Here is a 22,246-nt window from a genome sequence, read left to right as displayed (position 1 = left end):
ACGGGGGGGGGGGGGGGGGGGGGGGGGGGGGGGGGGGGGGGGGGGGGGGGGGGGGTGGTTGGGGGGGGGGGGGGGGGGGGGGGGGGGGGGGGGGAAAAACCCAACCCCCCCCCCACGACCAACCCAGCCGCCTCCACCCGCGATTCCCAAGCCAGGAAAGTCCGTGAAGGCCTCCTTCCTTACCTTGAGCGTAGGGAAGGAGGCCTTCACGGACACCCCACCTTTGGCTTACCCCTCAATAGAACCGTCTTTACCACTCACGAGGTTTTTTGTGCCACGCTCACCCCATGAGCGATGACGAACGCGACGGGGTCAAGCTGACCAACCTCGACCAGCCGTTGTTCGAGGGCGCGACCAAACGCGACCTGGTGGACTACCTGGACGCCGTCGCCGACCGCATCCTCCCGGTTCTGGAGAACCGCCCGCTGTCGGTGATCCGCATCCTGCGCGGCCAGGACCCGTTCATGCAGAAGAACCTGCCCAAGTACACGCCGGACTGGGTGAAGCGGTACGGGATGTGGGCGGAGACCTCGAAGCGGCAGGTGTCGTACGCGCTGTGCGACGACCGCCGCACGCTGCTGTGGTTCGCGAACCAGCGCGCCGTCGAATACCACCCGACGTTGATGCGCGCGGGCGACGACACGGGCCCGACCCATCTCGTCCTCGACCTCGACCCACCCGCCGGCGACGACTTCGCGCACGTCGTGAAGGCCGCGGGGCTGGTGCGGCAGGCCCTTTCCGATTCCGGTCTCGCCGGGGCGGTGAAGACCAGTGGTTCCAAGGGAGTGCACATCTTCGTCCCGCTGGTGCCGGGGCAGGGCTTCGACGACGTCGCGGCCGCGACTCGCGCGCTCGCCGCCCGTGCGGAGGCGGTCGATCCGTCGGTCGCGACGACCGCGTACATCGTGGAAGACCGCGAAGGCAAGGTGTACCTCGATTCGACGCGGGCGGGCAGCAACACCGTCGCCGCGGCGTACAGCCCGCGGCTGCGGCCCGGGATGCCGGTGTCGTTCCCGGTGGCGTGGGACGACCTGGAGAAGGTCGTCCCCGCCGATTTCACCGTGTACACCGCGCCCGCCCTTTTGGGCGGAAAGGATCCGTGGGCCGAGTCGATGCCCGAACCGCAGGCGCTGCCCGCCGATCTGGTCGAGCAGGGGCACACGATTCCGGTCGCCAGGGTCGTGGCGATGCACGAAGGGAAACGCCGGGCGAGGATGCGTGCCCAGAAGGGCTGAAAGCCCACCACGGTCAGGCCTTTTGTGTACCGTGGACCGCCTGGGGTGGCGGAGGTACTGGGGGCTTTCGTGGGAAAGATCGATGCTGACGTCCTGATCGCCGGAGCGGGCCCGGCCGGGCTTGTGCTGGGAAACCTGTTGCGCGCGGCCGGAATCGATTGCCTGATCCTGGAGCGGCAAAGCCGGGAGCATGTCGAAAACCGCGCGAGGGCGGGGTTTCTGGCCGCGAACAGTGTCCGTGTGCTCACGGAGAACGGACTCGCCGACGGCCTTCTCCGTACCGGTGCGCGGCACGACACCTGTGCCTTCCGTACCGATCAGGCGGAATTCGAGCTCAAGTACAGCGAACTCGGCACGGGTGAAGTGCACACCGTTTATCCGCAGCAGTTCCTGGTCACCGATCTGATCGCGGAATTCCTCGCCCGTGGCGGGGAGATCAGGTTCGGGACCGAGGTGTCGTCGGTGTCGGGCACGGAGGCCACCGTCATCGCGGATGATCTTCTCTTGCGCGCCAAGTACATCGCCGGCTGCGACGGTCAGCACGGTGTCTCCAGGAAGTCCGTGCCCGCGCGGATCTTCCGGCGAGACCACGAAATCTCGTGGCTCGCGATCCTCGCCGAAGCGCCGCCGAGTATGTCCGCGATCGGTTACGCGATCCACGAACGCGGGTTCGCCGGACATATGGCGAGGACGTCGACGGTGACGCGCTACTACCTCGAGGTCCCGCGCGGTGAAGATCCGGAGGCGTGGCCGGACGAGCGGATCTGGAACGAGCTGCACGTGCGGATGGGCGCCGGGCAGCACGGCGAGCTGAAACGCGGCCCCGTCATCGAGCGCCGGATCGTGGACCTGGGTTCGCGGGTGATGGACACGATCCAGCGGGGAAAGCTGTTCCTCGCGGGCGACGCGGCGAGCCTGATCAGCCCTTCGGCGGCGAAGGGCGCGAATCTCGCGCTGATGGAGGCCGAGATTCTCGCCGGCGCGCTGATCGCCGCACACAAGAAGGGCGACACGACGGCGCTCGAGCGCTATTCCGCGGACTGCTTGCCGCGCATCTGGCGGGCGCAGGAGTTCTCGCACTGGATGATCAACCTGCTGCACAGTCCGCCCGGGTACGGCGACGAGGCCTTGTTCCAGCGTGCCCTGCGGGACGCGCGGCTGGAAAGCCTGCGGGTTTCCCGGGCTCATCAGGACTTCTTCGCCGAGAACTATGTGGGAATCTGAGCCGCCGGTGAGGGTCTTTCTCGCGACTCGGATGAACCGGTGGATCACCAGGGCCGTATCTCGGTAGAGAGTCCCTTCGCCGAGTGGAAGGACGGACGACGATGCCGGTACGCATCCGCTGGGCGCCATGGAACTCGTCCAGGCAGCCGAATCGGCCCGTTCCCGCGGAGGAACCCGAGCCGGGACGGCGGGAACACTCAACTTGCGCGCATTGTGGGTGCGGCCGTCCGCTCGACAGGGACGAGCCGGACGTCGCCTGAGGTTCGCGCGCCTCTCACGGGCTCTTCCTCGGCGACGAACCGCAGTGCCCCGCTCACCTCGCGGGTCACCATCCGCGCGCTCTGCCAGCCCGTCGGCACCCAGCCGTCACGTAGTGCACGGCGCAGCTTCTCGGCCCTTCTGACATGGCGGGCGAACGAGTGCCGCCGGATGACGCGCCCGCGCGCGACTTGGCCCGCGCGGGCCTCCTCCGGCGTCACGTCGAGCCACAGCAACCGGACCGGGCGGCGGCTCAGCAGGCCGAGCAGGGCCAGCAGCCCGCGTGTCGTCGCCCGGGTCGACGGCTCGTGCACGACCAGCGGGCCGCCGTCCGCCAGCGCGAACCCGGCGACGCGTGCCCGGTGCCACGAGTGGACGAGCGGCCGGTAGAACCGGTACGGCAACGCCGACGGCAGTCGTGCGCGGAGCCTGCCGCGGACCTGGTCGGAGTCGAGCACCGGCATCGCGCCGGTCGCCGCCCGGGACAGCAGGGTGGTCTTGCCCGCTCCCGGAATCCCCGCGACCACCAGAAGGTCGCGGCGGCCGAGCTGGAATGCGATGCGCTCAGTCATAAGGCGACAACGACCCGGCCGATGGCAAAGGTTCCTTTACCTTCGAGTGCACAGCCGGTGCCCAGGTCAGGCCTCCGACAGTGGCGCGGGCGCGGGCGGCACCCCGGCAGCGGCCGCCGGTTTGTCGGGCAGCAGCGTCCCGCCCTTGGTGAGCCAGGCCACGCCGAACGCGAGGATCGCGGCCGACTCCAGCCAGAGCGCCGGGTAGAGCGCCCTGGTCTCCTCGTCGAAGAACAGGCCGCAGAGCACGATCAACGCCAGGCACACCAGCATGATCACGCCCGACGTGACGTACAGCCGGTTCCGCTCGGGTTTGCGGGGGCCGGGGATCGCCTTGTCCGACTTGGTGAACAACACGATGCAGAAGAACGCCAGGGTGAGGAAGAAGACCGCCGCGAAGCCGAGATGCAGCATGCCGATGATCTCGTCCGTGCGGTCGCCCCGCGCCGGGGTCGTCGGGAAGAGCGCCACCCCGACCGCGGCCACCGCCGCGACGTTCCCGGCGATGTCGTCGATCCGGCCGTAACCCCGGTAGGACAAGAGGAAGACGCCGATGGCGCACATCGCGCCGACCCAGATGTCGCGCATTCCCGAGTAGTAGTACCCGCTGATCGAGTTCAGCAGCCCGCCGCCGTCGACGAAGATCTTCCCGAACATCAGCACGAAGGGCAGTCCGACGCCGAGGAAACCTATGGCACGCCGCAAGAACAGGTAGTTGTGGACGAGGTTGTCGGACACCGTTCTCGGGCTCATGGCCGCCTCCGTGCTCAGTGCGTTCGCTACCTGGGAGTATCGCTCACTCGAATATGGAAAATGACTTTTCGTGACGACGTTGAGACCGTGTGTTATCGAATTGGCCGACTCGGAGCCGACCGGACCACCGGCGCGAGTGGTCCGGGTTACTCCGATCGGCCCTGCCGGATGCGGTGACGGGGCAATAAGTTGCCGCTAACAACAAATCCTGCCGTCGATGAAGCCTGTGGGAAGGACCGTCATGAAGTTTCCGAAGCGGCGTCGCGCGATGGTCGCGACGGTGACCGCGGCAGCGCTACTGGCAGCCACGCCGGTGAGTGCCGCACCGCTGGCGGACGCCCCTGGCGCGCCGGGTACCGGGGCGGCCTGGACGACCGGGGGCAAGGAAGGGTTCGGAACCGCCACCAACGCCGCGTCGAAGGTGTGGTTCACCCTCGGTCAGGGCATCAGTCACGAGATCTACTACCCGACCGTGGACGTCGCCAACGTCCAGGACCTGCAGTACGTGGTGTCCGACGGGGCCGGCTTCACGCAGCTGGAACGCGACCACACGACCAAACAGCTGGTGCTGACCGATCCGCGTTCACTGAGCTACCGGCAGATCAACACCGCCACCAACGGCAGGTACCGGATCACCAAGACCCACACCGCCGACCCGGCCCGGTCCACCGTCCTGATCCAGACCCGGTTCGAGGTGCTCACCGGCGGCCCGTTGCGGTTGTACGCGCTGTACAACCCGTCTCTGAACAACAGCGGCATGGGGGACACCGGCGCCACTTCCGGCGGGCAACTGGTCGCTTCGGACGGGCCGGTGTCCAGCGCCTTGGCCGCCTCCACCGGTTTCGTCAAGACCACCAGCGGCTACAGCGGGACCGCGAGCGACGGCTATGTCGACCTGAGCGGCGACCACGTCCTCGACACGCAGTACGACTCGGCCTCGACGCCGGGGAATCTGGTGCAGCTGGGGCAGATTCCCGTCGCGGCCGACACCACCTTCACTCTCGCGATCGGTTTCGGAGGCGACCGCGGAGCCGCGTCGGCGAACGCGTCGGCCTCGTTGGCGGGTGGTTTCGCGGCGGCGGACACCGCGTACCGGTCCGGCTGGAGTGGCTATCTCTCCTCGCTGACCACGGTGCCCCGGTCGATCACCGGCGCCGGCCTGACCACGCAGTACAACGTCGCGCTGATGACCCTCAAAGCCCACGAGGACAAGACCTATCCGGGGGCGAACGTCGCCTCGCTCACCAATCCGTGGGGCGAGGCGAAGAACGCGAACAGCACGGGCGACTGTGGGTACCACGCTGTCTGGGCCCGCGACCTCTATCAGGTCTCGACCGCGCAGATCGCGGCAGGCGACTCGGCGGCGGCCAACCGCTCCGTCGACTATCTGTTCACCGTCCAGCAGCGACCGGACGGTTCCTTCCCGCAGAACACCCGGCTCGACGGCACCAACTGCTGGACGAGCCTGCAGATGGACGAGGTCGCGTTCCCGATCGTGCTCGCGTGGCAGCTGCGCCGGTTCGACGCGGGAATGTGGGCGAAGGTGGCGAAGTCCGCGGACTTCCTCGTCGCGCACGGCCCCTCCACCCCGCAGGAACGCTGGGAAGAGAACGGTGGCTATTCGCCGTCCACCATCGCCGCGGAGATCGCCGGCCTGATCTGCGCCGCCGACCTCGCCGAACGCAACGGGGACACTGCCAGGGCCGCCCGCTACCGAGAAACGGCCGACCGGTGGCAGGCGCAGGTCAGCGCCTGGACGTTCACCACGTCCGGTCCGCTCGGCGACGGCCGGTACTTCCACCGGATCGACGGCAACGGCGATCCCGACGACGGTCAGAACGTCTTCCTGCAGAACGGCGGCGGTAACCACGACGAACGCGCCGTCCTCGACGCGGGCTTCCTGGACCTCGTCCGCCTCGGCGTGAAACCGGCGGCCGATCCGGATGTCGCCGCCTCACTGTCCGAAGTGGACTCGGTGCTCAAGGTGAACACCCCGAACGGCCCGATGTGGTACCGGTACAACCACGACGGTTACGGCGAAACCGCTTCCGGCGGCCCCTACACCGGTGCCGGCGTCGGACGTTTGTGGCCGCTGCTCACCGGTGAGCGCGGAGAATACGAACTGGCCAACGGCCGCCCGGCGACGACGCACCTGTCCACCATGGCCGCTTCGGCGAACTCCGGTCACCTGATCCCCGAACAGGTCTGGGACCGGCCGAGCACCGCCGGCTTCATCTTCGGTGAAGGTACCGGCGCGGCGACGCCGCTGGCTTGGTCGATGGCGCAGTTCGTCCGGCTGGCACACTCGATCGACGCGGGTGCCCCGGTCGAGACGCCGTCGGTGGTCAAGCAGCGCTACAGCGCGGCGTGCTCCGGCGTTTCGGCGAAGTTCACGGTGAACGCCGGCACTTCCTGGGGCCAGAACATCTTCGTCGTCGGGGACCACGCCGAACTCGGTGCGTGGAACCCCGCGAACGCCGTCCCGATGTCGTCGGCCGACTATCCCTTGTGGAAAGCCGACGTCACTCTCCCGAAGGGAACAACCTTCCACTACAAGTACGTCCGCAAGGAGGGCGGCACCGTCACCTGGGAGTCGGGCGCCAATCGTGCCGGCACCGCTTCCGGTGGCTGCACACTGACATTCAACGACACCTGGCGACCTTGAGCGGTGCTAGGCGGCGTCCAGTACGACGGCGGTGACGTAACCACCCATCCCGATCGAAGTCTTGACGGTGAGCCCGCTTTCCGGCCGGGACGGGCCGTCCATCAGCTGCGGATGGCCGTCCGCCACCGGTTTCGGCGCCGGGATCAGGTCACGCCGCGCCGCGAGGCAGGTCGTCACGATCTCGGTCAGCGCGCTGCCCGACTGGCTGTGCCCGGTCAGCGGTTTGATCGAGTAGATCTCGGTACTGCTCGGGAACACCGCTTCGAGGATCTGGGATTCGGTGCGGTGGCAGAGTTTCGTCCCCGTTCCGTGCGCGTTCACGTACCGGACGTCCGCCGCGTCGGCGTTCGCGTTCTCCAGCGCGTCGGTCACCGCCGCGATCGCGGTCGCCGGGTCGGGGTCGAGTGCCATCGCGTTATGCGCCTCGTGCGTCATGGCGCCGCCGAGCACGGTGGCGTACGCGTCGGTCTTCCGCTGGGTCATCACGACCGCGATCGACGCCTCGGAGAAGGTGAAACCCCTTGTGCCCTCTTGGAAAGGACGACAGGCCTCAAGCGGTGGCACGTCGGTGACCGCGACGCCGCAGTGCACGAAGTGCCGGACGACCTGGCGAGTCGCGGACAGATCGGTGGTGACCACCACGACGTCGTCGGCGATCCCCGCGTCCAGCCACATCTTCGCGGTGAGCACCGCGGCGTTGCCGGTCGCGCACATCGCGGACGCCGTCATCGTCGGGCCATGGAAACCGTACTCGGCCATCAGCGAGGTGATCGGCGTCGACGGCATCATGCCGATGAACTGGCGCCGGTACGCGAGCCGCTCACCGAGGGCGTGGAAGCCGTCCCAGGTCCGCATGTCGTCCCGGACGCCACCGTAGACGAGGCCGACCCGGCGGCCGGGTGTCCAGCCGTTCTCGCCGGCGTCCTCGATCGCTTCCCGCGCCGCCGCGAGCAGCGCGCGGCAGTGCAGGCTGCCGTCCCTCGGTCTGCCGCCCTCGGGGATGTGCCCGACCCAGCCCGGCAGTTCCCCGGTCTCGCCGAATCCTTCGACGAGCTGGGCGCCGGGGACGCCGCTCACGAGGCCTTCCCACAGCGATTCGCGCCCCCAGCCATAGGCGGTTACGGCTCCGATGCCGCAGATGCCGGTTTTGCTCCGCACGTGTTTCCCTTCAACTACATTCTGTCAACGCTGGGTGGATAAAGCCGGACCGGTCAGCTGGTCGAGGACGACGGCTACGTCGTTTTAGTGATCTAATCGGAAGCTACATCAGTCGAGTAGGGGGTTTGGATCACATGGATCCTGACGATCTCGACGGTGGGACCCCCGACACCCGCCGGCCCTCGGATCAGGATTCCTCGCCAGCGAACGGCGCCGCGACCTGCACGGTTGGAGTATCCACCGCATCCGGTGGAGTGACTTCCCGGCATGCGTCGCTCGTCCGACTGCTGACCGAGCTGTCCGCCGAGAGGGATCATCGCGGTGAGCCCGCCCTCGCCTTTCTCGGCAAGGGGTACCGCCTTTTGGAGCAAAATTCCGACGGCGGGACTTTGGGTACGCAATACCTCACGATGGTCGAGGCGAGCCCGTACGGCATCTGCGTCCATCAGCGCGGCAAAGTGGTGTTCGTCAACTCGGCCGCGATGCGGTTCGTCGGCGCCACGGTCTCGACCGAACTCGTCGGCCTGCACATCACGGACATGGTCGACGCCGGCTCGCAGGACGCGTTGCTCGCCAGAATCGGCTCGCTGGCCGCTCCCGGTTCTTTCAGCGAACCGACCGAGATGACGCTCCTGACCCTCGATGGCGGCAAGGTCACCGTCGAGTCCCAAGCGGTGCTCACCACCTGGGAGGGCAAGCCCGCCTATCAGGTGATCATGCGCGATCTGAGCACGCAGAAGGCGGCGGAGGCCGGTCTGCGATTCCAGGCCGCGCTGGTCGGCCACGCGAGTGACGCGATCATCGCGACCTCGCCCGACGGGCTGGTGACGAGCTGGAACCCGGCGGCCGAAGCGGTGTACGGACATGAACTCGACGAGGTCATCGGGATGCCGGTGGCCGAGGTCGTCGGCGCGCCGATGGATCCGCGGCGGGTCGTCGCGTCGGGCGGTGTCGTGCAGGCCACGCATTTCAGCGCCGACGGCACCGCGCTTTCGGTGCGCGTCTCGGCGGCGGAGATGTTCGACGGGTACGTCCTCCTGTGCGCCGACGAGACCGCGCAGCGCCGGGCCGAGGCCGAATTCGCCACCGTCGTCGAGACGCTCGACGAGGGCGTGCTGGTGGTCGGGCCGAGCGGGCGGATCGAGCTGGCGAACTCCGCCGCGCACCGGATCTCGGGGGTGCCGGAGGGATCCCTGGTCGGGCTGGAGAGCCGGACGCTGAGGCTGCACGACGAGCAAGGCGCCCCGGTGCCCGTCGACGATCTTCCGTCCGCGCGGGTGCGGCGCTCCGGGAGGGTCGAGACCGGGCGGGTCGTGCAGGTGCGGCGGCGCGACGGCGCGCACCGGTGGCTTTCGCTGACCTCCGGTCCGCTGATGGCGCCGGGGCAGAGCGTGCCCTCGGTGCTGACGTCCTTCGCCGACATCACCGAACGACGGGCGATCAGCGAACGGCTGGCTTACGAAGCGACGCATGATCCGCTGACCAGGCTGGCGAACCGCACGCTCGCGCTGAACCATCTGCGGCTCACGATCGCCGATCCGGCGCTCACGACCACCGTGCTGTTCATCGACCTCGACAAGTTCAAGATCATCAACGACTCGCTCGGCCATACCGTCGGCGACCAGGTGCTGCGCATCGTCGGCGAACGCCTGCGGGCCGCGGCCGGGCCCTCGGACCTGGTCGGGCGGCTGGGCGGGGACGAGTTCCTGGTCATCACCACCGGTTATACCGAAGCCGCCGAGGTTCGGGCACTGGCCGATCATCTCCAGCGGCATCTCGCCGAATCGCTCACCGTGCACGGCCGGGAACTGCATATAAATACGAGCATCGGAATAGTGCACGCCGAACCCGGCGATACCCGCAGCGCCGACGAAATGCTGGAAGACGCCGATCTGGCGATGTATCAGGCGAAAACGTTCGGGCCGGGGCGATACGCGTTCTATGCGCCGAGCATGCGGGAACGCGTTCAGGATCGGTTCATTCTCGAACAGGATCTGCGGAACGCCGTCGCGGAAGGTCTGATCGAGACGGTTTATCAGCCCGTCGTAGATTTGCGGACCGGCGAGATGGTCGCGGTGAAGGCGAAGTCCCGCTGGGATCACCCGATCCGGGGACCGATCGATCCGGCGGAATTGGTCGAGATCGCCGATGACGGCGATCTTTTGACGATCATCGGCGCGGAGGTCCTTGCCAAGGCCGCCGGTGAGATCTCCCGATGGCGTGCCGATCATGGTGTGCACTGTAATGTGAATGTGAGTCTTTCGGTGCGCCAATTGGGCGATCCCGCCTTACTGCAATTGGTCCAGACCACTCTGGGTGAGGCGGGATTGGGTCCGCAGGATCTGAGTCTCGACGTCGACGAAACGGCACTGAAAGACGCGGCCGACGCCGTCGACGCGTTGCGGAAGGCCGGGGTCAGGGTGACCGCCGAACGATTCGGCGCGGGGTATTCCTCGCTCGCCCAGTTGTGCCGTCTCGACCTGAACGTGATCGAAATCGATCGCTCGTTCGTCGCCGATCTCGGCAGGTCCAGTGACGCCGAGCCGATCGTCGCCGGAATCATGGCGATGGCGCACGCGGTCGACCTCGTGGTGGTCGCCGAAGGAGTCGAGACCGCGCGGCAATTGAAGGTTCTGCACGAACTCGGCTGCGATTGGGCGAAGGGGCCGCTGGTGGCGCCGGCGGGTCCGGTCGAGGAGCTGAAGTCGGCGTACGAGCACGTCGTGCGGTGAACCGGGCGACGCTCGCGCACGTGGTCCCCGGTGAGAACGTTCCTCGCCGCTGACAGGACCAAAGCCTCCTATTTCTCCGGTTCTTCGCGGCGCAGTCTTGTCGGTGGGGAGCCGCGAAGGAGGCGCGTCATGTCGTTGGTGTTCCTGTGGCGCCGGATCCACCCTGGCCGGAACCCGCTCGCCCGGATCTGGGATCGGATCGAGGCGGCGATCCTCGTCGGCGGCGTCGTGGCGGCTCTGCTCGGCGTCCCGCTGGCCGCGGCCGCCGGTTCGGAGGCCTACGCGACCATGATGGCGCGTTCGGTACTGGAGACGGCCGGCCGCCATGCGACGACGGCGTTCCTGGTCGAAGACGCTCCGCCGGTGCGTTTCGGTGCCGACGGGGCGCCCTCGACCGAGACGGCCGAGGTGCCCGCGCGCTGGGTGCTGCCGGACGGGGCGGTCCGGGCGGGACTCGCTTCCGCCGATCTCGGCGCTTCGGCGGGCGAGGGGGTGACGGTGTGGCTCGACGACGACTTCGACGCGGTCTCCCCGCCGGTGACGCCCGCGGACGCGGCGCGTGCGGGAGTCGGCGTCGGGGTGGGGACCTGGCTGATCGCGGTGGTGTTGCTGGCGGCGGGGTATCTGCTCGCGCGGCACCTGCTGAACCGGGCGCGGCTGGCCGCCTGGGACCGGGAGTGGGAGCGGTTCGGGCGGGACTGGACGCGGTCTTGAAGGCCGGGGGCGGCGCGTTTAGTCCTCTAAATGCGGGTTCGTGGGGCCGCTGACCTGCGGTTTAGTGCGAAAGTGATAGCAAAGGTCCCTTGCTCCCGCGGGCTCGGGTTGTCTCTGTACCTACTAGTATGTACGGTCTGGGTGTGGACAAGAGGGAACAGCTCATCGAGAGCACTCGCGAGCTCCTGTGGGAGCGCGGGTACGTCGGCACCAGCCCGAAGGCGATCCAGGAGCGCTCCGGCGCCGGCCAGGGCAGCATGTACCACCACTTCCAAGGCAAGTCCGAACTCGCGCAGGCCGCGATCGGCCGCAACGCCGACGACCTGCGGGCCAGGGCGGAGGCCGAGTTCAGCGGGACCGGCACGGTCGTCGAGCGCATCACCGTCTACCTGCGCCGCGAACGCGACGTGCTCAAGGGCTGCCCAGTCGGCAAGCTCACCCAGGACCCCGAAGTGATGGCCGACCCGGACCTGCGAAGGCCGGTCGAGGAGACCTTCGGCTGGCTCACCGGCCGTCTCGCCGAACTGCTCGACGAAGGCCGTGCGACCGGCGAACTCGACGCCTCCCTCGACCCCACCGCCACGGCGACCGCGCTGGTCGCGGTCCTGCAGGGCGGTTACGTCCTCGCCCGCGCCGCAGGCTCCCCGGACGTCTTCGTGAAAGCCGTCGACGGCGCTCTCGGGCTTCTCACCACAAAGGAGAACTGAAATGCCCTTCGTCCGTATCGACGCACTGGGAACCGACAAGCTCGAAGCCCTCGGCAACGCCGTCCACGACGCGATGGTCGAAACGCTCGGCATCCCGGCCGACGACCGCTTCCAGGTCCTGAACGGCCGGAGCGTCCTTAAGTACGACGACTACCTGGGGATCCACCGGGACGACGGCGTGGTGTTCGTCGCGATCACCATGCGGCCGGGCCGGACCGACGAGCAGAAGAAGGCGCTGTACCGCCGCATCGCGGAGCTCGCCGAGGAGTACTCGGGGACGGAGCCCCGGAACGTGCTCGTCACGATCAACGAGACCGATCTGGTCAACTGGTCGTTCGGGAACGGCGAAGCGCAGTACGCCTGATCCCGGCCTGGTGTGCCGTGAAGGCCTCCTTCCCTACCGTCAGGTCAGGGTCCCGGCAAAGTCGAGGTAGAGCTTGATCAACGGAAGATCGGGGACACTCAACGTCCCTGATCTTCCGTTGATCAAGGGCGAGCCGAGGTAGGGCGGGCCTGATTCTGGATGCCGCGGGGCTGCAGGTGCGGTTTCGGAGGAATGTCGTGAGTGGCGGTTCGGGTAAGGGCTACTTGTGTCTTAGGTACCTGCCCTCGGGCGACACGCGTGATCCGACGGAGGGCACGTGTGAGTGAACGGAGAACACCCGACGAAACCCGACGAAACCTGCCGCTCCCGCGTGTCATCCATCCAGTCACACGTGTCCTCCGTCTGATCACACGCGCCATCCATCCAGCCACGCGAAACCGTGCAAGATACCCAAATCGGGCATTTCTGTCTCGGAAAGTGTCCCTCATGGACAGTCCGGACCCGGGTGAGGCCCCTTGCGTGGGCCCGCTCCCGCCGTGTCCACCACGACGCGTTCGTCTTGTCCCGCTATAGAGGTGCAGCCGACCAGCACTTATGCGACTTTGCCGGGACCCTGCCTTGAGAGTAGGGAAGGAGTCCTTCACACGACGTCGGCGGTGACGCGGGGGCGGGGTTCGACCGGAGCGGTGCCGAAGGCGTGCTGCTCCAGTAGCCACCACGTGTCGCGCCCGAAGGACCAGGTCAGCAGGCCCAGTGCGCCCAGTGTGAGCACAAAACCGGCCCACATCGGCAAGACCGTCGAAGCCGCGGTGACCAGCACGATGCCCTGCACGGCCGCGACCGTCTTCCGCGCCATGCTCGACGGCAGCGGGGCGTTCAGCCACGGCCACAGCCTGCCCGCGGCGACGAAGGCGTACCGCATCGCGCCGATCGTGAGCACCCACGGCCCCAGCGACTGCGCGACGACGACGCTCAGGACGAGGATCAGATACGCGTCGACCTCCATGTCGAAGCGCGCGCCGAGCGGCGACGCCGTGCCCGTGCGGCGCGCGACCTGGCCGTCGACGGCGTCCAGCACCAGTGCCACCGAGGCGAGGACGGCCACGACGGCGATCTCCCGGGCCGCGGTGTCGACGACGAGTGCGGTCACGCAGCCGACGAGCGCGGAGCGGCCGAGCGTGACGGCGTCGGCCGGGCCGAGGGAGCGCGCGGAGCTCCGGTTCAGGCCGTAGGTCAGGAATCCGCCGACGGCGATGCCGTAGGCCGCTCCGGCGAGCCAGCCCAGCGGGCCGAGTCCGACGGAGGCGTCCAGTGCGCCGAGAAGGGCCAGCTGGACGAGGACCCCCAGGAAAACTCCGGGGTTGATCACGAGGCCTCCTCGTTATGGTGACGACTGACCCCGTCTCCAGGGTCCGATATGAGAGGACACGATGGAACGCGCCTTCTGGTTCAGTGGTACCGGTGACGGCGAGCTCAGGCCGGTCACGCTCCCTCCGGTCGGCGACGGCGAGGTGCTGGTCCGCACGCTGTGCAGCGGCGTGAGCCGGGGCACCGAAACGCTCGTCTTCCGCGGCGAGGTCCCGGCGAGCCAGCGCGAGGCCATGCGCGCGCCGTTCCAGGAAGGCGACTTCCCCGGTCCCGTGAAGTACGGCTACCTCAATGTGGGCGTCGTCGAACAAGGCCCGGCCGAACTCGTCGGCCAGGTGGTGTTCTGCCTCTACCCGCATCAGACCCGCTACGTCGTGCCCGCGTCGGCCGTCACGCCGGTGCCGCGCGGGGTGCCGCCGGAGCGCGCGATCCTCGCCGGGACGGTCGAGACCGCGATCAACGCCGTCTGGGACGCGGCGCCGAAACTCGGCGACCGGATCGCCGTGGTCGGCGCCGGCATGGTCGGCGGGAGCGTCGCGAAACTGCTGTCCGGTTTCCCGGCGACCCGGGTGCAGCTGATCGACGTCGACCCGGAGCGCGCGAAGATCGCTGAAGCGCTCGGTGTCGACTTCTCGACACCGGAGGACGCGCTGGGCGACTGCGACCTCGTCGTGCACGCCAGCGCGAGCGAGGCCGGGCTGGCGCGGTCACTGGAGCTGCTCGCGCCGGAGGGCGAGGTCATCGAGCTGAGCTGGTACGGCGACCGCCGGATCAGCGTCCCGCTCGGCGAGAACTTCCATTCCCGCCGGTTGACGATCCGCTCCAGCCAGGTCGGCATGGTGTCCCCGGCGCGCCGCACGAACCGAAGCTACAGCGACCGCTTGGCTCTCGCTTTGCGGATTTTGTCGGACCCCGTCTTTAAGGTGCTGGTCAGCGAGGAATGCCGGTTCCATGAACTGCCGGACGTGCTGCCGCGTCTGGCCGCGAATGAACCGGGAACGCTCTGCCTCCGTGTCACCTATCAGGTGGAGGACACGCGTTAAGGGCACGATCTGGGAGGTCCGTTGTTCAGTATCACCGTCCGCGACCACGTCATGGTGGCCCACAGCTTCCGCGGCGAGGTCTTCGGACCCGCGCAGAAACTGCACGGCGCCACCTTCGTGGTGGACGCGACGTTCCGCCGGTCCGAGCTGGACGCCGACAACATCGTCGTCGACATCGGCAAGGCCACCGAAGAGCTCAAGGCGGTTCTCGCCGACCTGAACTACCGCAACCTGGACGACGTGCCGGAGTTCGCCGGGATCAACACCTCGACCGAGTTCCTGGCCAAGGTCATCGCCGACCGGCTCGCCGACCGGATCCGCGCGGGCGCGCTCGGCGAGGGCGCCCGCGGGCTCGAAGGGATCACCGTCGCACTGCACGAATCCCACGTCGCGTGGGCGAGTTACGAGCGTGCGCTGTGACCGGACTCCATGTGGTCCTGCCGAACGACATCGACGACGCCGGCGCACCGAGCGGCGGCAACGTCTACGACCGTCGCCTGTGCGACGGCCTCGTCGCCACCGGCGTGGACGTCCACGAGATCGCCGTGCGCGGGAGCTGGCCGAGGCCCGACACCGAGTCGCGCAACGTCCTCGCGCGCAAGCTCGCCGAGCTTCCGGACGGCTCGGCCGTCCTGCTCGACGGCCTGGTCGCCTGCGGGGTGCCCGAGGTGATCGTGCCGTCGGCGCAGCGGCTGTCGATCGCGGTGCTGGTGCATTTGCCGCTGGCCGACGAAACAGGGCTGTCGCCGTCGCTCGCGGCCGAGCTGGACCGGTTGGAGCGCGAGACGCTCGGCGCGGTCGAGGCCGTGGTCACGACCAGCGACTGGGCGGCGCGGCGGCTGATCGAGCATCACGGGCTCGCCCCGCATCGCGTGCACGCGATGCCGCCCGGGGTCGACAAGGCCGAAGTCGCGTTCGGGAGCCTCGACGGGACCCGGCTGGTCTGCGTAGCCAATGTGACCCCGCGCAAGGGGCAGGGCCTGCTCGCTGACGCGCTCAAGTCGCTTTCGGAGCTTCCGTGGAGCTGTGAATGCGTCGGTGCCATCCGCCGCGAGACGCGCTACGTCGAGCGCCTGCGGCGACACACGCTGGGCGACCGGTTCACCCTCACCGGTCCACGGTCCGGCGAAGAGCTCGAAGCGACGTACGCCGCCGCGGACCTCCTCGTGTTGCCTTCGCGCGCGGAGACCTACGGCATGGTCGTCACCGAGGCGCTCGCACACGGCATTCCTGTGCTGGCGACCGCTGTCGACGCCCTGCCGGACACACTCGGCCAGGCGCCCGACGGCAGCGTGCCCGGCATGCTCGTTCCCGGTGAGGACGTCGACGCGCTGGCCGCGGCCCTTCGCCGCTGGCTCACCGAACCCGAACTGCGTGACCGGCTTCGCGCCTCCGCTCGCCTTCGCCGCGAGACGCTGACCGGCTGGGACGAGACGGCCCGCGGCGTCGCCGCCGTGCTGCTGAACGAAAGGACGGCGGCATGACCAAGTACGCCCCCAGCTGGCTGCGGCTGCGTGAGGACGCCGACGCCACGGCCCGCGCGACCGAGCTGCTGGAGCCGGTGCGTTCCTTCCTCCGGACGCAGGACGAGGTTGCCATCCGTGACCTCGGCTGCGGCACCGGTTCGCTCGGCCGCTGGCTGGCCAGGCGGCTGCCCGGCCGCCAGCGCTGGATCCTGCACGATCGCGATCCGGATCTGCTCACGCACGCGCTGGCGCGCACCAGCCGTCCCGATCACTCGCTGGACGGAAGCGACGTCGAAGTCGTCACCGAACAGCGTGACATCACCGAGCTGCGTGCGGCCGACCTCGCCGGGACGTCGCTGGTGGCCGCGTCGGCGCTGCTCGATCTGCTCACCGCCGAGGAGATGACCCGGCTGGCGGAGGCGTGCGTCGAGGCAGGCTGCGCGGTCCTGTTCACCTTGAGCGTTTCGGGCCGGGTCGTGCTGTCGCCCAAGGAGAAGTTCGACATCGAGATCTGCGACGCCTTCAACGCGCATCAGCGCCGGGTGACCGACGGCCGGTGGCTGCTCGGCCCGGACGCGGTGGACGTCGCGTTCGGCGTGTTCGAACGACTCGGCGCCACCGTGCGGCGCGCGCCGAGTCCGTGGCGGCTCGGGGCGGATCAGGCCGCGCTGACCGCGGAATGGCTCACCGGCTGGGTCGGTGCCGCGTGCGAGCAGCGGCCGGAGCTGCGCCCCGACGCCGACGCCTATCTGCAGTGGCGGCTCTCGCAATGCGCGGCGGGCGAATTGAACGCGATGATCGGGCACGAGGACCTTCTGGTGGTGCCGTCGTGAAGCGGCTCTGGCCGTGGCTGCGGATCCTCGGCGCGCTCGGCATCCTCGCCGTACTCGTCTGGCGGCTGGGGACCAACGCGTTCCTGGACGGACTGCGCGAGGTCGACGCGGCCGGTGTCGCCGCCGCGCTCGGGATCGGCTTCGCCACCACCGTGTTCAGCGCCTGGCGCTGGTGCCTGGTCGCGCGGCGGCTCAGCCTGAAGCTGCCGGTGTGGAGCGCCGTCGGCGAGTACTACCGCGCGCTGTTCCTCAACGGCGTCCTGCCCGCCGGCGTGCTCGGCGACGTCGACCGGGCCGTGCAGCACGGCCGCGAATCCGGCGACGTCCCGCGTGGCGTCCGCGCGGTGGTGCTGGAGCGGACGGCCGGGCAGATCGTGCTGATCGGCGCTTCGGTCGCGGTCGTGCTCAGCACGCCTTCCGTGGTGCCGCGGCCGATCGACGAGATCGTCATGGTCGCCGGGATCGTGGTCGTCGTGCTCGCCCTCGCGGCCGTCGTCACCGGGATGACCGCGGGGAAACGCTGGATCCACAGTGGATCGAAGTGGCGGCGCGGGTTCGCCGTCACCCTGGCCGACGTCCGGCTGGGCCTGCTGACCAAGGAGACCTGGCCCGGCGTGAGCCTCCTTTCGGTGGCCGCACTGGCCGGGCATCTCGCGCTGTTCGTCGTCGCCGCACGAGCAGCCGGGGTGACCGCGCCGATCGGGGAACTGCTTCCGCTGATGATCCTCGCCCTGCTCGCGATGGGGCTGCCGCTCAACATCGGCGGCTGGGGCCCGCGTGAAGGCATCTGCGCGCTGCTTTTCGGCGCGGCCGGACTCGGTTCGGCGCAGGGCGTCACCGTGGCCGTCGTCTACGGCGTGCTCGCCCTCGTCGCCAGTCTTCCCGGCGCGGCCGTGCTGCTCGCGCGCTCTTTCGAAGTTCACCGCACCGGCACGCCTGCCGCACCGCGCATCGCGGCCGGCGTCGTCAGGACACCCGTACAGATAGGAGAAACGCGATGACTGTGGAGAGGGTCGTAGAGACCAGACTGCCGACTCATTACGGGATTTTCCGCGCGTACGGGTACCTGGACGCCGGCGGGACCGAGCAGATGGCGCTGGTGCACGGCGACGTCGCGGGTTTCGACACACTGGCGCGGGTCCATTCGGAATGCCTCACCGGCGACGTGTTCAGCTCGATGCACTGCGAATGCGGCGACCAGCTGTCCGCCGCGTTGCGGGCGATCGTCGAGGAAGGCGCCGGAGTCCTCGTGTACGCCCAGGGGCACGAAGGGCGCGGCATCGGCCTGCTCGCGAAGCTGAAGGCGATGCGGCTGCAGGAGGAAGGCCTCGACACCGTCGAGGCGAACATCGCGCTCGGGCTGCCGGTGGACGCGCGCGACTACCGCGCGGCGGCGGAGATCCTGGCCGACCTCGGGGTGCGGTCGGTGCGGCTGCTGTCCAACAACCCGACGAAGGTCGACCAGCTGAAGCGACACGGGCTGCGGATCAGCGAGCGGGTGCCGCTGCTGGTCACCCCGAACGACGAGAACCTCCGGTACCTGCGGACGAAACAGGAGCGGATGCACCACCTGCTGCCGCATCTGGACTCCATCGGTCCGGTGGGGGCGGCGGGTTCTTGAGCGCCACCAAGGTGTCCTCGAAGCTCCGCACGAGTGACTCCAGCACCAGCCGCCCCTTCTCCGCCGTGCCCAGCGAAGGGCGTCCCACCACACCGGACTCCGAGTACGGCCGAAGCCCCACTGTCAGCAGATGCCGCCTGTCGTCGGCGAGGTGATCCGCCTCCGCGAAACCGGGCCGGACCAGCGAAGGATGGGCGTGCAGCAGAAGGGAGGTCTCCAGTTCCCCGGCGTGCATGTCGCTGTCCAGCGACGTCTCCAGCCCGGCCGCGTCGTGAGCCGCCTGCCAGCCTTCGACGCCGGGGAAGAGCGCCATCGGCGACGTCGACTCCTGGACCACATTGGACAGGACGTAGTTGCCGCCGTGCGCGTTCACCAGCACCAGCTTCGGGACCCCGGACCGGCGCAGTGAGGCGGCGACGTCGTTCACCACGGCGTACAGCGTCGCGGCCGAAATGCTGACGGTCCCCGGCCAGTCCGCGTGTTCGTGCGAGCATCCGATCGTGATCGGCGGGAGCCGCAACACCGGGTACGCGGCGGCGAGGGCGTCGGCGATCGTCGTCGCGATCACCGCGTCGGTGGCGAGCGGGAGGTACGCGCCGTGCTGTTCGAAGCTGCCGATCGGCAGCACCGCGACGTCGGCACCCCGGGCGCGTTCGTCGGCCGTCGTGGCCGTCGGGAACAGGTTCATCCGGGCTACGGTACCCATATGACCGACCACGCCGCACTGTTGTCCATCGCCAGCGAGGCCGTCGCCAAGGCGACCGGGATCATCCGTTCGATGACCACGTTTTCCGTTGCGGCCAAAGGTGATCGCGATATGGTGACCGATGTCGACCTGGCCGTCGAGGACGCCGTGCGCGAATTCCTGGCGCGCGAGACCCCGGAAATCGGCATCCTCGGGGAAGAACGCGGGCACGAGGGGAACAAGGACCTGTGGTGGGCGCTCGACCCGGTCGACGGCACGGCCAACTTCGCCCGCGGCATCCCGTTGTGCGGCGTTTCGCTCGGTCTCGTCGACGGGCTGAAGAGCACGGTCGCGGCGATCTCCCTGCCGTTCCTCGACGTCACTTACACGGCTGCCGAGGGTCAGGGCGCGTACGTGGGCGAAGAGCGTCTCGAAGCGTCCAAAGCGACGAAGCTGTCCGACGCGATCGTCTCGATCGGCGACTTCGCGGTCGGTGAGGGCGCGGAGGTCAAGAACCGCGTCCGGATGGCGTTGCTGGCCGAACTCGGCGGCCGGGTCCAGCGCGTCCGGTTCCTCGGTTCCGCGGCGATCGACCTGGCCTGGGTCGCGCACGGCAAACTCGACGCGACCGTCATCCTGGCGAACAAGCCGTGGGACACGATGGCGGGTGTGCTGCTGGTCCGTGAGGCCGGGGGAGTGGTCGTCGACACCGACGGCGGCGAGCACACGGTGCGTTCGGCGGCCACCATCGCGGTCGGAGCCGGACTGCGTGACGACCTCGTGGCCGCGATCGTACGGGCGAACGGCTGAAATATTTCTCGATCCAGGTGTGAACCGTTCCGACGCCATATCCGTGTTCCCTGGTAAGGCCGTCCGCCGTCCGCACCTGGAGGTTCTCCGTGTACACCTCGAATGTTCGCGGTACCGAGCCGGTGGTGTTCGTGCTGCCAGGGGACGCCGAGGAAAGCACCGGCGAGTACGACCGCCGCATGTGCCAGAACCTCCCGGCCACCGGCCTTCCGCTGCTGGAGCTGCCGATCGCCGGCGAATGGCCGATGCCGGGGCCGTTGTCCCGCTCGCGGCTGGCCCGTTCGCTCACCGCGCTGCCCGACGACACCGTCGTCCTGATCGACGGCACGGTCGCCTGCGGGGTCCCGGAGATCGTGATCCCGCACGCCCGGCGGCTGCGGCTGGCCGTCCTGGTGCACCGGCCGCTCGCCGACGACCCCGCGCTCGACCCGGCGCAGGCCGCCGAACTCGACGCGTGCGAACGGGAGACCCTGCGGCTGGCGGGCATGGTCATCGCGACCGGGCCGTGGCTCGCGCGGCAGCTGATCGACCACCACGACCTCGATCCCACCCGCGTGTACGTCGCCACGCCGGGCACGGACGCGGCACCGCTCGCCGCCGGCGCCGACGGTGTCTCCCGGCTGCTGTGTCTCGCCCCGATGACCGCGCGCCACGGCCAGGACGTGCTCATCCAGGCGCTTTCGACGGTCGACGAACTGGCGTTCAAATGCGTGTTCGCCGGGTCGATGCGGCACGACCCCGCCTACGTCGACGAACTGCGCTGGATGGTCGAACGGCTCGGGCTCGGTTCCCGGATCAGCCTCATCCAGCCGCCGGAAGACCTCGACCTCGTCTACGACGGCGCGGACCTGCTCGTGCTGCCGTCGAGAGGGGGCCCGTCCGGAATGGTCGTCGCCGAGGCGTTGGCACGCGGGATCCCGGTGGTGACCACCGAAACCGCGGGCGCGCACGACGCGCTCGGCATGGCGCCGGGCGGCGGGGTGCCCGGACTGCTGGTGCCGCCGAACAATCCGTCCGCGCTCGCGACCGCGTTGCTGCGCTGGTCGCTCGACGCCGAACTCCGCCATTCCCTGCGGACGTCGGCGCTCGCGAGGAGCAGCGTCCTCGAAGAATGGGACGTCGCCGCGGGAAGGCTCACCGACGTCCTGTCCCGGTTGCAGGCCACGCCGCGTCAGCTGGCTTGATCATCGCCCGGAAGCAGCTATCGGGCCGTTCACCGGCTCGGTTGACTTGGCGGCATGCGAATCGTCGATCTTGCGTCCAGGCCCGATCTCCTCGAACCCGCGCTGAATCTCGGTGATGTGGGCGGTGAGTTCATCTACGCCGGGTTCAGCGGCAAGATGATCACTCCGGAACGCCTTCTCCGGCATTGGGCCCGGTATTTCCTGATCGCGCTGGACGACGACGGGGTGCCGATCGCGCGGGCGCTGTCGGTCCCGCTGACCTATCCCGCCGAAGACCGCACCGAACTGCCGGATCACGGCTGGGACGAGGCGATCCAGTGGGCCGCGCAAGACCTCATGGACGGCCGCGCGCCGGACACCCTGTGCGCACTCGAAGTCGTCGTCGCGCCGCGGCTGCGCGGGACCGGCCTGTCCACCCCGATGCTGAAGGCGCTCAAGGCGCGTGCGGCCGAGACCGGGTTGAAGCGGTTGATCGTCTCGGTGCGGCCGATCGGCAAGGAGGACGAGCCCGACGTCCCGATGGACGAGTACGCCGTCCGGCGTCGCGAGGACGGGCTGTTCGCCGATCGCTGGCTGCGCACCCACGAACGGCTCGGCGCGCGGATGATCAAGGTGTGCCCGTTCGCCGTGACCGTCTCCGGTTCCGTCGCGGACTGGCGGAAATGGGCAGGCGTCGAACTCGCCGACGGCGATAACGTGATCCCCGGCGGCATCGCGCCGGTGCACGCGAACCTCGAGCGCGACTGCGGGGTCTACGTCGAGGCGAACGTGTGGATGGAGCACCCCTTCTGAGCGCCTGCTCGAACCTGGTGCACCTCGAGTGTGGAGGGGTTGGGGAGTTTCCCGTCCCCAACCCCCCCCACCCGGACCCCGCAAGCACCCACGATGCCCCC

Annotated in this window: 21 protein-coding genes; 16 read left to right on the top strand and 5 right to left on the bottom strand. The window is 68.9% G+C overall.

The features are described 5' to 3' along the window. Nucleotides 1-287 precede the first annotated feature (287 nt). The gene (locus tag ACZ7KI_RS01885) at nucleotides 288-1,235 is read left to right on the top strand and encodes a DNA polymerase domain-containing protein (protein ID WP_470271367.1); all 948 of its coding nucleotides are present in this window, start codon (nucleotides 288-290) and stop codon (nucleotides 1,233-1,235) included. A gap of 69 nt (nucleotides 1,236-1,304) precedes the next feature. Next, nucleotides 1,305-2,459, top strand: coding sequence for a 4-hydroxybenzoate 3-monooxygenase (locus ACZ7KI_RS01880; RefSeq protein ID WP_470271366.1), 1,155 nt, complete (start codon nucleotides 1,305-1,307; stop codon nucleotides 2,457-2,459). 197 nt (nucleotides 2,460-2,656) lie between these two features. Here the strand turns inward: ACZ7KI_RS01880 and ACZ7KI_RS01875 are convergent, their stop codons facing one another. Then, on the bottom strand, nucleotides 2,657-3,289 hold the full coding sequence (locus ACZ7KI_RS01875; RefSeq protein ID WP_470271365.1) for an AAA family ATPase: 633 nt from the start codon (nucleotides 3,287-3,289) through the stop codon (nucleotides 2,657-2,659). Nucleotides 3,290-3,355: 66 nt separating this feature from the next. Next, on the bottom strand, nucleotides 3,356-4,042 hold the full coding sequence (locus tag ACZ7KI_RS01870; protein WP_470271364.1) for a DUF998 domain-containing protein: 687 nt from the start codon (nucleotides 4,040-4,042) through the stop codon (nucleotides 3,356-3,358). A gap of 241 nt (nucleotides 4,043-4,283) precedes the next feature. Here ACZ7KI_RS01870 and ACZ7KI_RS01865 point away from each other — a divergent pair, with 241 nt between their 5' ends. Next, nucleotides 4,284-6,707, top strand: coding sequence for a glucan 1,4-alpha-glucosidase (locus tag ACZ7KI_RS01865; RefSeq protein WP_470271363.1), 2,424 nt, complete (start codon nucleotides 4,284-4,286; stop codon nucleotides 6,705-6,707). Nucleotides 6,708-6,713: 6 nt separating this feature from the next. On the opposite strand, the gene ACZ7KI_RS01860 is transcribed toward ACZ7KI_RS01865, so the two are convergent. Then, nucleotides 6,714-7,865, bottom strand: coding sequence for a beta-ketoacyl synthase N-terminal-like domain-containing protein (locus ACZ7KI_RS01860; RefSeq protein WP_470271362.1), 1,152 nt, complete (start codon nucleotides 7,863-7,865; stop codon nucleotides 6,714-6,716). A gap of 254 nt (nucleotides 7,866-8,119) precedes the next feature. On the opposite strand from ACZ7KI_RS01860, the gene ACZ7KI_RS01855 reads away from it, so the two are divergent. From ACZ7KI_RS01855 to ACZ7KI_RS01840, 4 genes are all read left to right on the top strand, one after another. After that, complete coding sequence (locus ACZ7KI_RS01855; protein ID WP_470271361.1) at nucleotides 8,120-10,597, top strand: sensor domain-containing protein; 2,478 nt, start codon at nucleotides 8,120-8,122, stop codon at nucleotides 10,595-10,597. Nucleotides 10,598-10,726: 129 nt separating this feature from the next. Further along, complete coding sequence (locus ACZ7KI_RS01850) at nucleotides 10,727-11,311, top strand: Rv1733c family protein (protein WP_470271360.1); 585 nt, start codon at nucleotides 10,727-10,729, stop codon at nucleotides 11,309-11,311. A gap of 143 nt (nucleotides 11,312-11,454) precedes the next feature. Then, the gene (locus ACZ7KI_RS01845) at nucleotides 11,455-12,018 is read left to right on the top strand and encodes a TetR/AcrR family transcriptional regulator (RefSeq protein ID WP_470271359.1); all 564 of its coding nucleotides are present in this window, start codon (nucleotides 11,455-11,457) and stop codon (nucleotides 12,016-12,018) included. 1 nt (nucleotide 12,019) lies between these two features. Next, the gene (locus ACZ7KI_RS01840; RefSeq protein ID WP_470271358.1) at nucleotides 12,020-12,382 is read left to right on the top strand and encodes a tautomerase family protein; all 363 of its coding nucleotides are present in this window, start codon (nucleotides 12,020-12,022) and stop codon (nucleotides 12,380-12,382) included. Nucleotides 12,383-12,983: 601 nt separating this feature from the next. On the opposite strand, the gene ACZ7KI_RS01835 is transcribed toward ACZ7KI_RS01840, so the two are convergent. Next, on the bottom strand, nucleotides 12,984-13,712 hold the full coding sequence (locus ACZ7KI_RS01835) for a CDP-alcohol phosphatidyltransferase family protein (protein WP_470271357.1): 729 nt from the start codon (nucleotides 13,710-13,712) through the stop codon (nucleotides 12,984-12,986). 61 nt (nucleotides 13,713-13,773) lie between these two features. Here ACZ7KI_RS01835 and ACZ7KI_RS01830 point away from each other — a divergent pair, with 61 nt between their 5' ends. Genes ACZ7KI_RS01830 through ribA form a run of 6 tightly spaced genes read left to right on the top strand, consistent with a single transcriptional unit; the run spans nucleotide 13,774 to nucleotide 18,674 of the window. Continuing rightward, entirely contained in the window at nucleotides 13,774-14,754 is a 981-nt protein-coding gene (locus tag ACZ7KI_RS01830; RefSeq protein ID WP_470271356.1) for a zinc-dependent alcohol dehydrogenase, read from the top strand. A gap of 21 nt (nucleotides 14,755-14,775) precedes the next feature. Beyond that, a complete protein-coding gene (locus ACZ7KI_RS01825) occupies nucleotides 14,776-15,174 on the top strand; it encodes a 6-pyruvoyl trahydropterin synthase family protein (protein ID WP_470271355.1) in 399 nt (132 codons plus the stop codon). Further along, a complete protein-coding gene (locus tag ACZ7KI_RS01820) occupies nucleotides 15,171-16,238 on the top strand; it encodes a glycosyltransferase family 4 protein (protein ID WP_470271354.1) in 1,068 nt (355 codons plus the stop codon). The genes ACZ7KI_RS01825 and ACZ7KI_RS01820 overlap by 4 nt, the downstream gene beginning before the upstream one ends. Then, the gene (locus ACZ7KI_RS01815) at nucleotides 16,235-17,053 is read left to right on the top strand and encodes a methyltransferase domain-containing protein (RefSeq protein ID WP_470271353.1); all 819 of its coding nucleotides are present in this window, start codon (nucleotides 16,235-16,237) and stop codon (nucleotides 17,051-17,053) included. Before ACZ7KI_RS01820 ends, ACZ7KI_RS01815 begins: the two co-directional genes overlap by 4 nt. Continuing rightward, entirely contained in the window at nucleotides 17,050-18,054 is a 1,005-nt protein-coding gene (locus ACZ7KI_RS01810) for a lysylphosphatidylglycerol synthase transmembrane domain-containing protein (RefSeq protein WP_470271352.1), read from the top strand. The genes ACZ7KI_RS01815 and ACZ7KI_RS01810 overlap by 4 nt, the downstream gene beginning before the upstream one ends. After that, on the top strand, nucleotides 18,051-18,674 hold the full coding sequence (gene ribA, locus ACZ7KI_RS01805; RefSeq protein WP_470271351.1) for a GTP cyclohydrolase II: 624 nt from the start codon (nucleotides 18,051-18,053) through the stop codon (nucleotides 18,672-18,674). The genes ACZ7KI_RS01810 and ribA overlap by 4 nt, the downstream gene beginning before the upstream one ends. On the opposite strand, the gene ACZ7KI_RS01800 is transcribed toward ribA, so the two are convergent. After that, nucleotides 18,565-19,362 carry a creatininase family protein gene (locus ACZ7KI_RS01800; RefSeq protein ID WP_470271350.1) on the bottom strand — a complete coding sequence of 266 codons (798 nt, stop codon included), beginning with the start codon at nucleotides 19,360-19,362 and terminating at the stop codon, nucleotides 18,565-18,567. The two genes, ribA and ACZ7KI_RS01800, sit on opposite strands and share 110 nt — an antisense overlap. Before the next feature lie 18 nt (nucleotides 19,363-19,380). Between ACZ7KI_RS01800 and ACZ7KI_RS01795 the strand changes: the two genes are divergently transcribed. The 3 genes from ACZ7KI_RS01795 (at nucleotide 19,381) to ACZ7KI_RS01785 (ending at nucleotide 22,145) form a co-directional block, all read left to right on the top strand. After that, a complete protein-coding gene (locus ACZ7KI_RS01795) occupies nucleotides 19,381-20,169 on the top strand; it encodes an inositol monophosphatase family protein (RefSeq protein WP_470271349.1) in 789 nt (262 codons plus the stop codon). 89 nt (nucleotides 20,170-20,258) lie between these two features. Beyond that, nucleotides 20,259-21,353 (top strand): glycosyltransferase family 4 protein, encoded by a 1,095-nt coding sequence (locus ACZ7KI_RS01790; RefSeq protein WP_470271348.1) that lies wholly within the window; start codon nucleotides 20,259-20,261, stop codon nucleotides 21,351-21,353. A 54-nt stretch (nucleotides 21,354-21,407) separates the two neighbouring features. Beyond that, entirely contained in the window at nucleotides 21,408-22,145 is a 738-nt protein-coding gene (locus ACZ7KI_RS01785) for a Long-chain-fatty-acid--CoA ligase (protein ID WP_470271347.1), read from the top strand. Nucleotides 22,146-22,246 lie beyond the last annotated feature (101 nt).

The sequence above is a fragment of the Amycolatopsis sp. NPDC039088 genome (assembly GCF_055598845.1).
The sequence above is the reverse complement of the archived record's forward strand: the minus strand, read 5'-3'. Positions and strand labels throughout refer to the sequence as shown.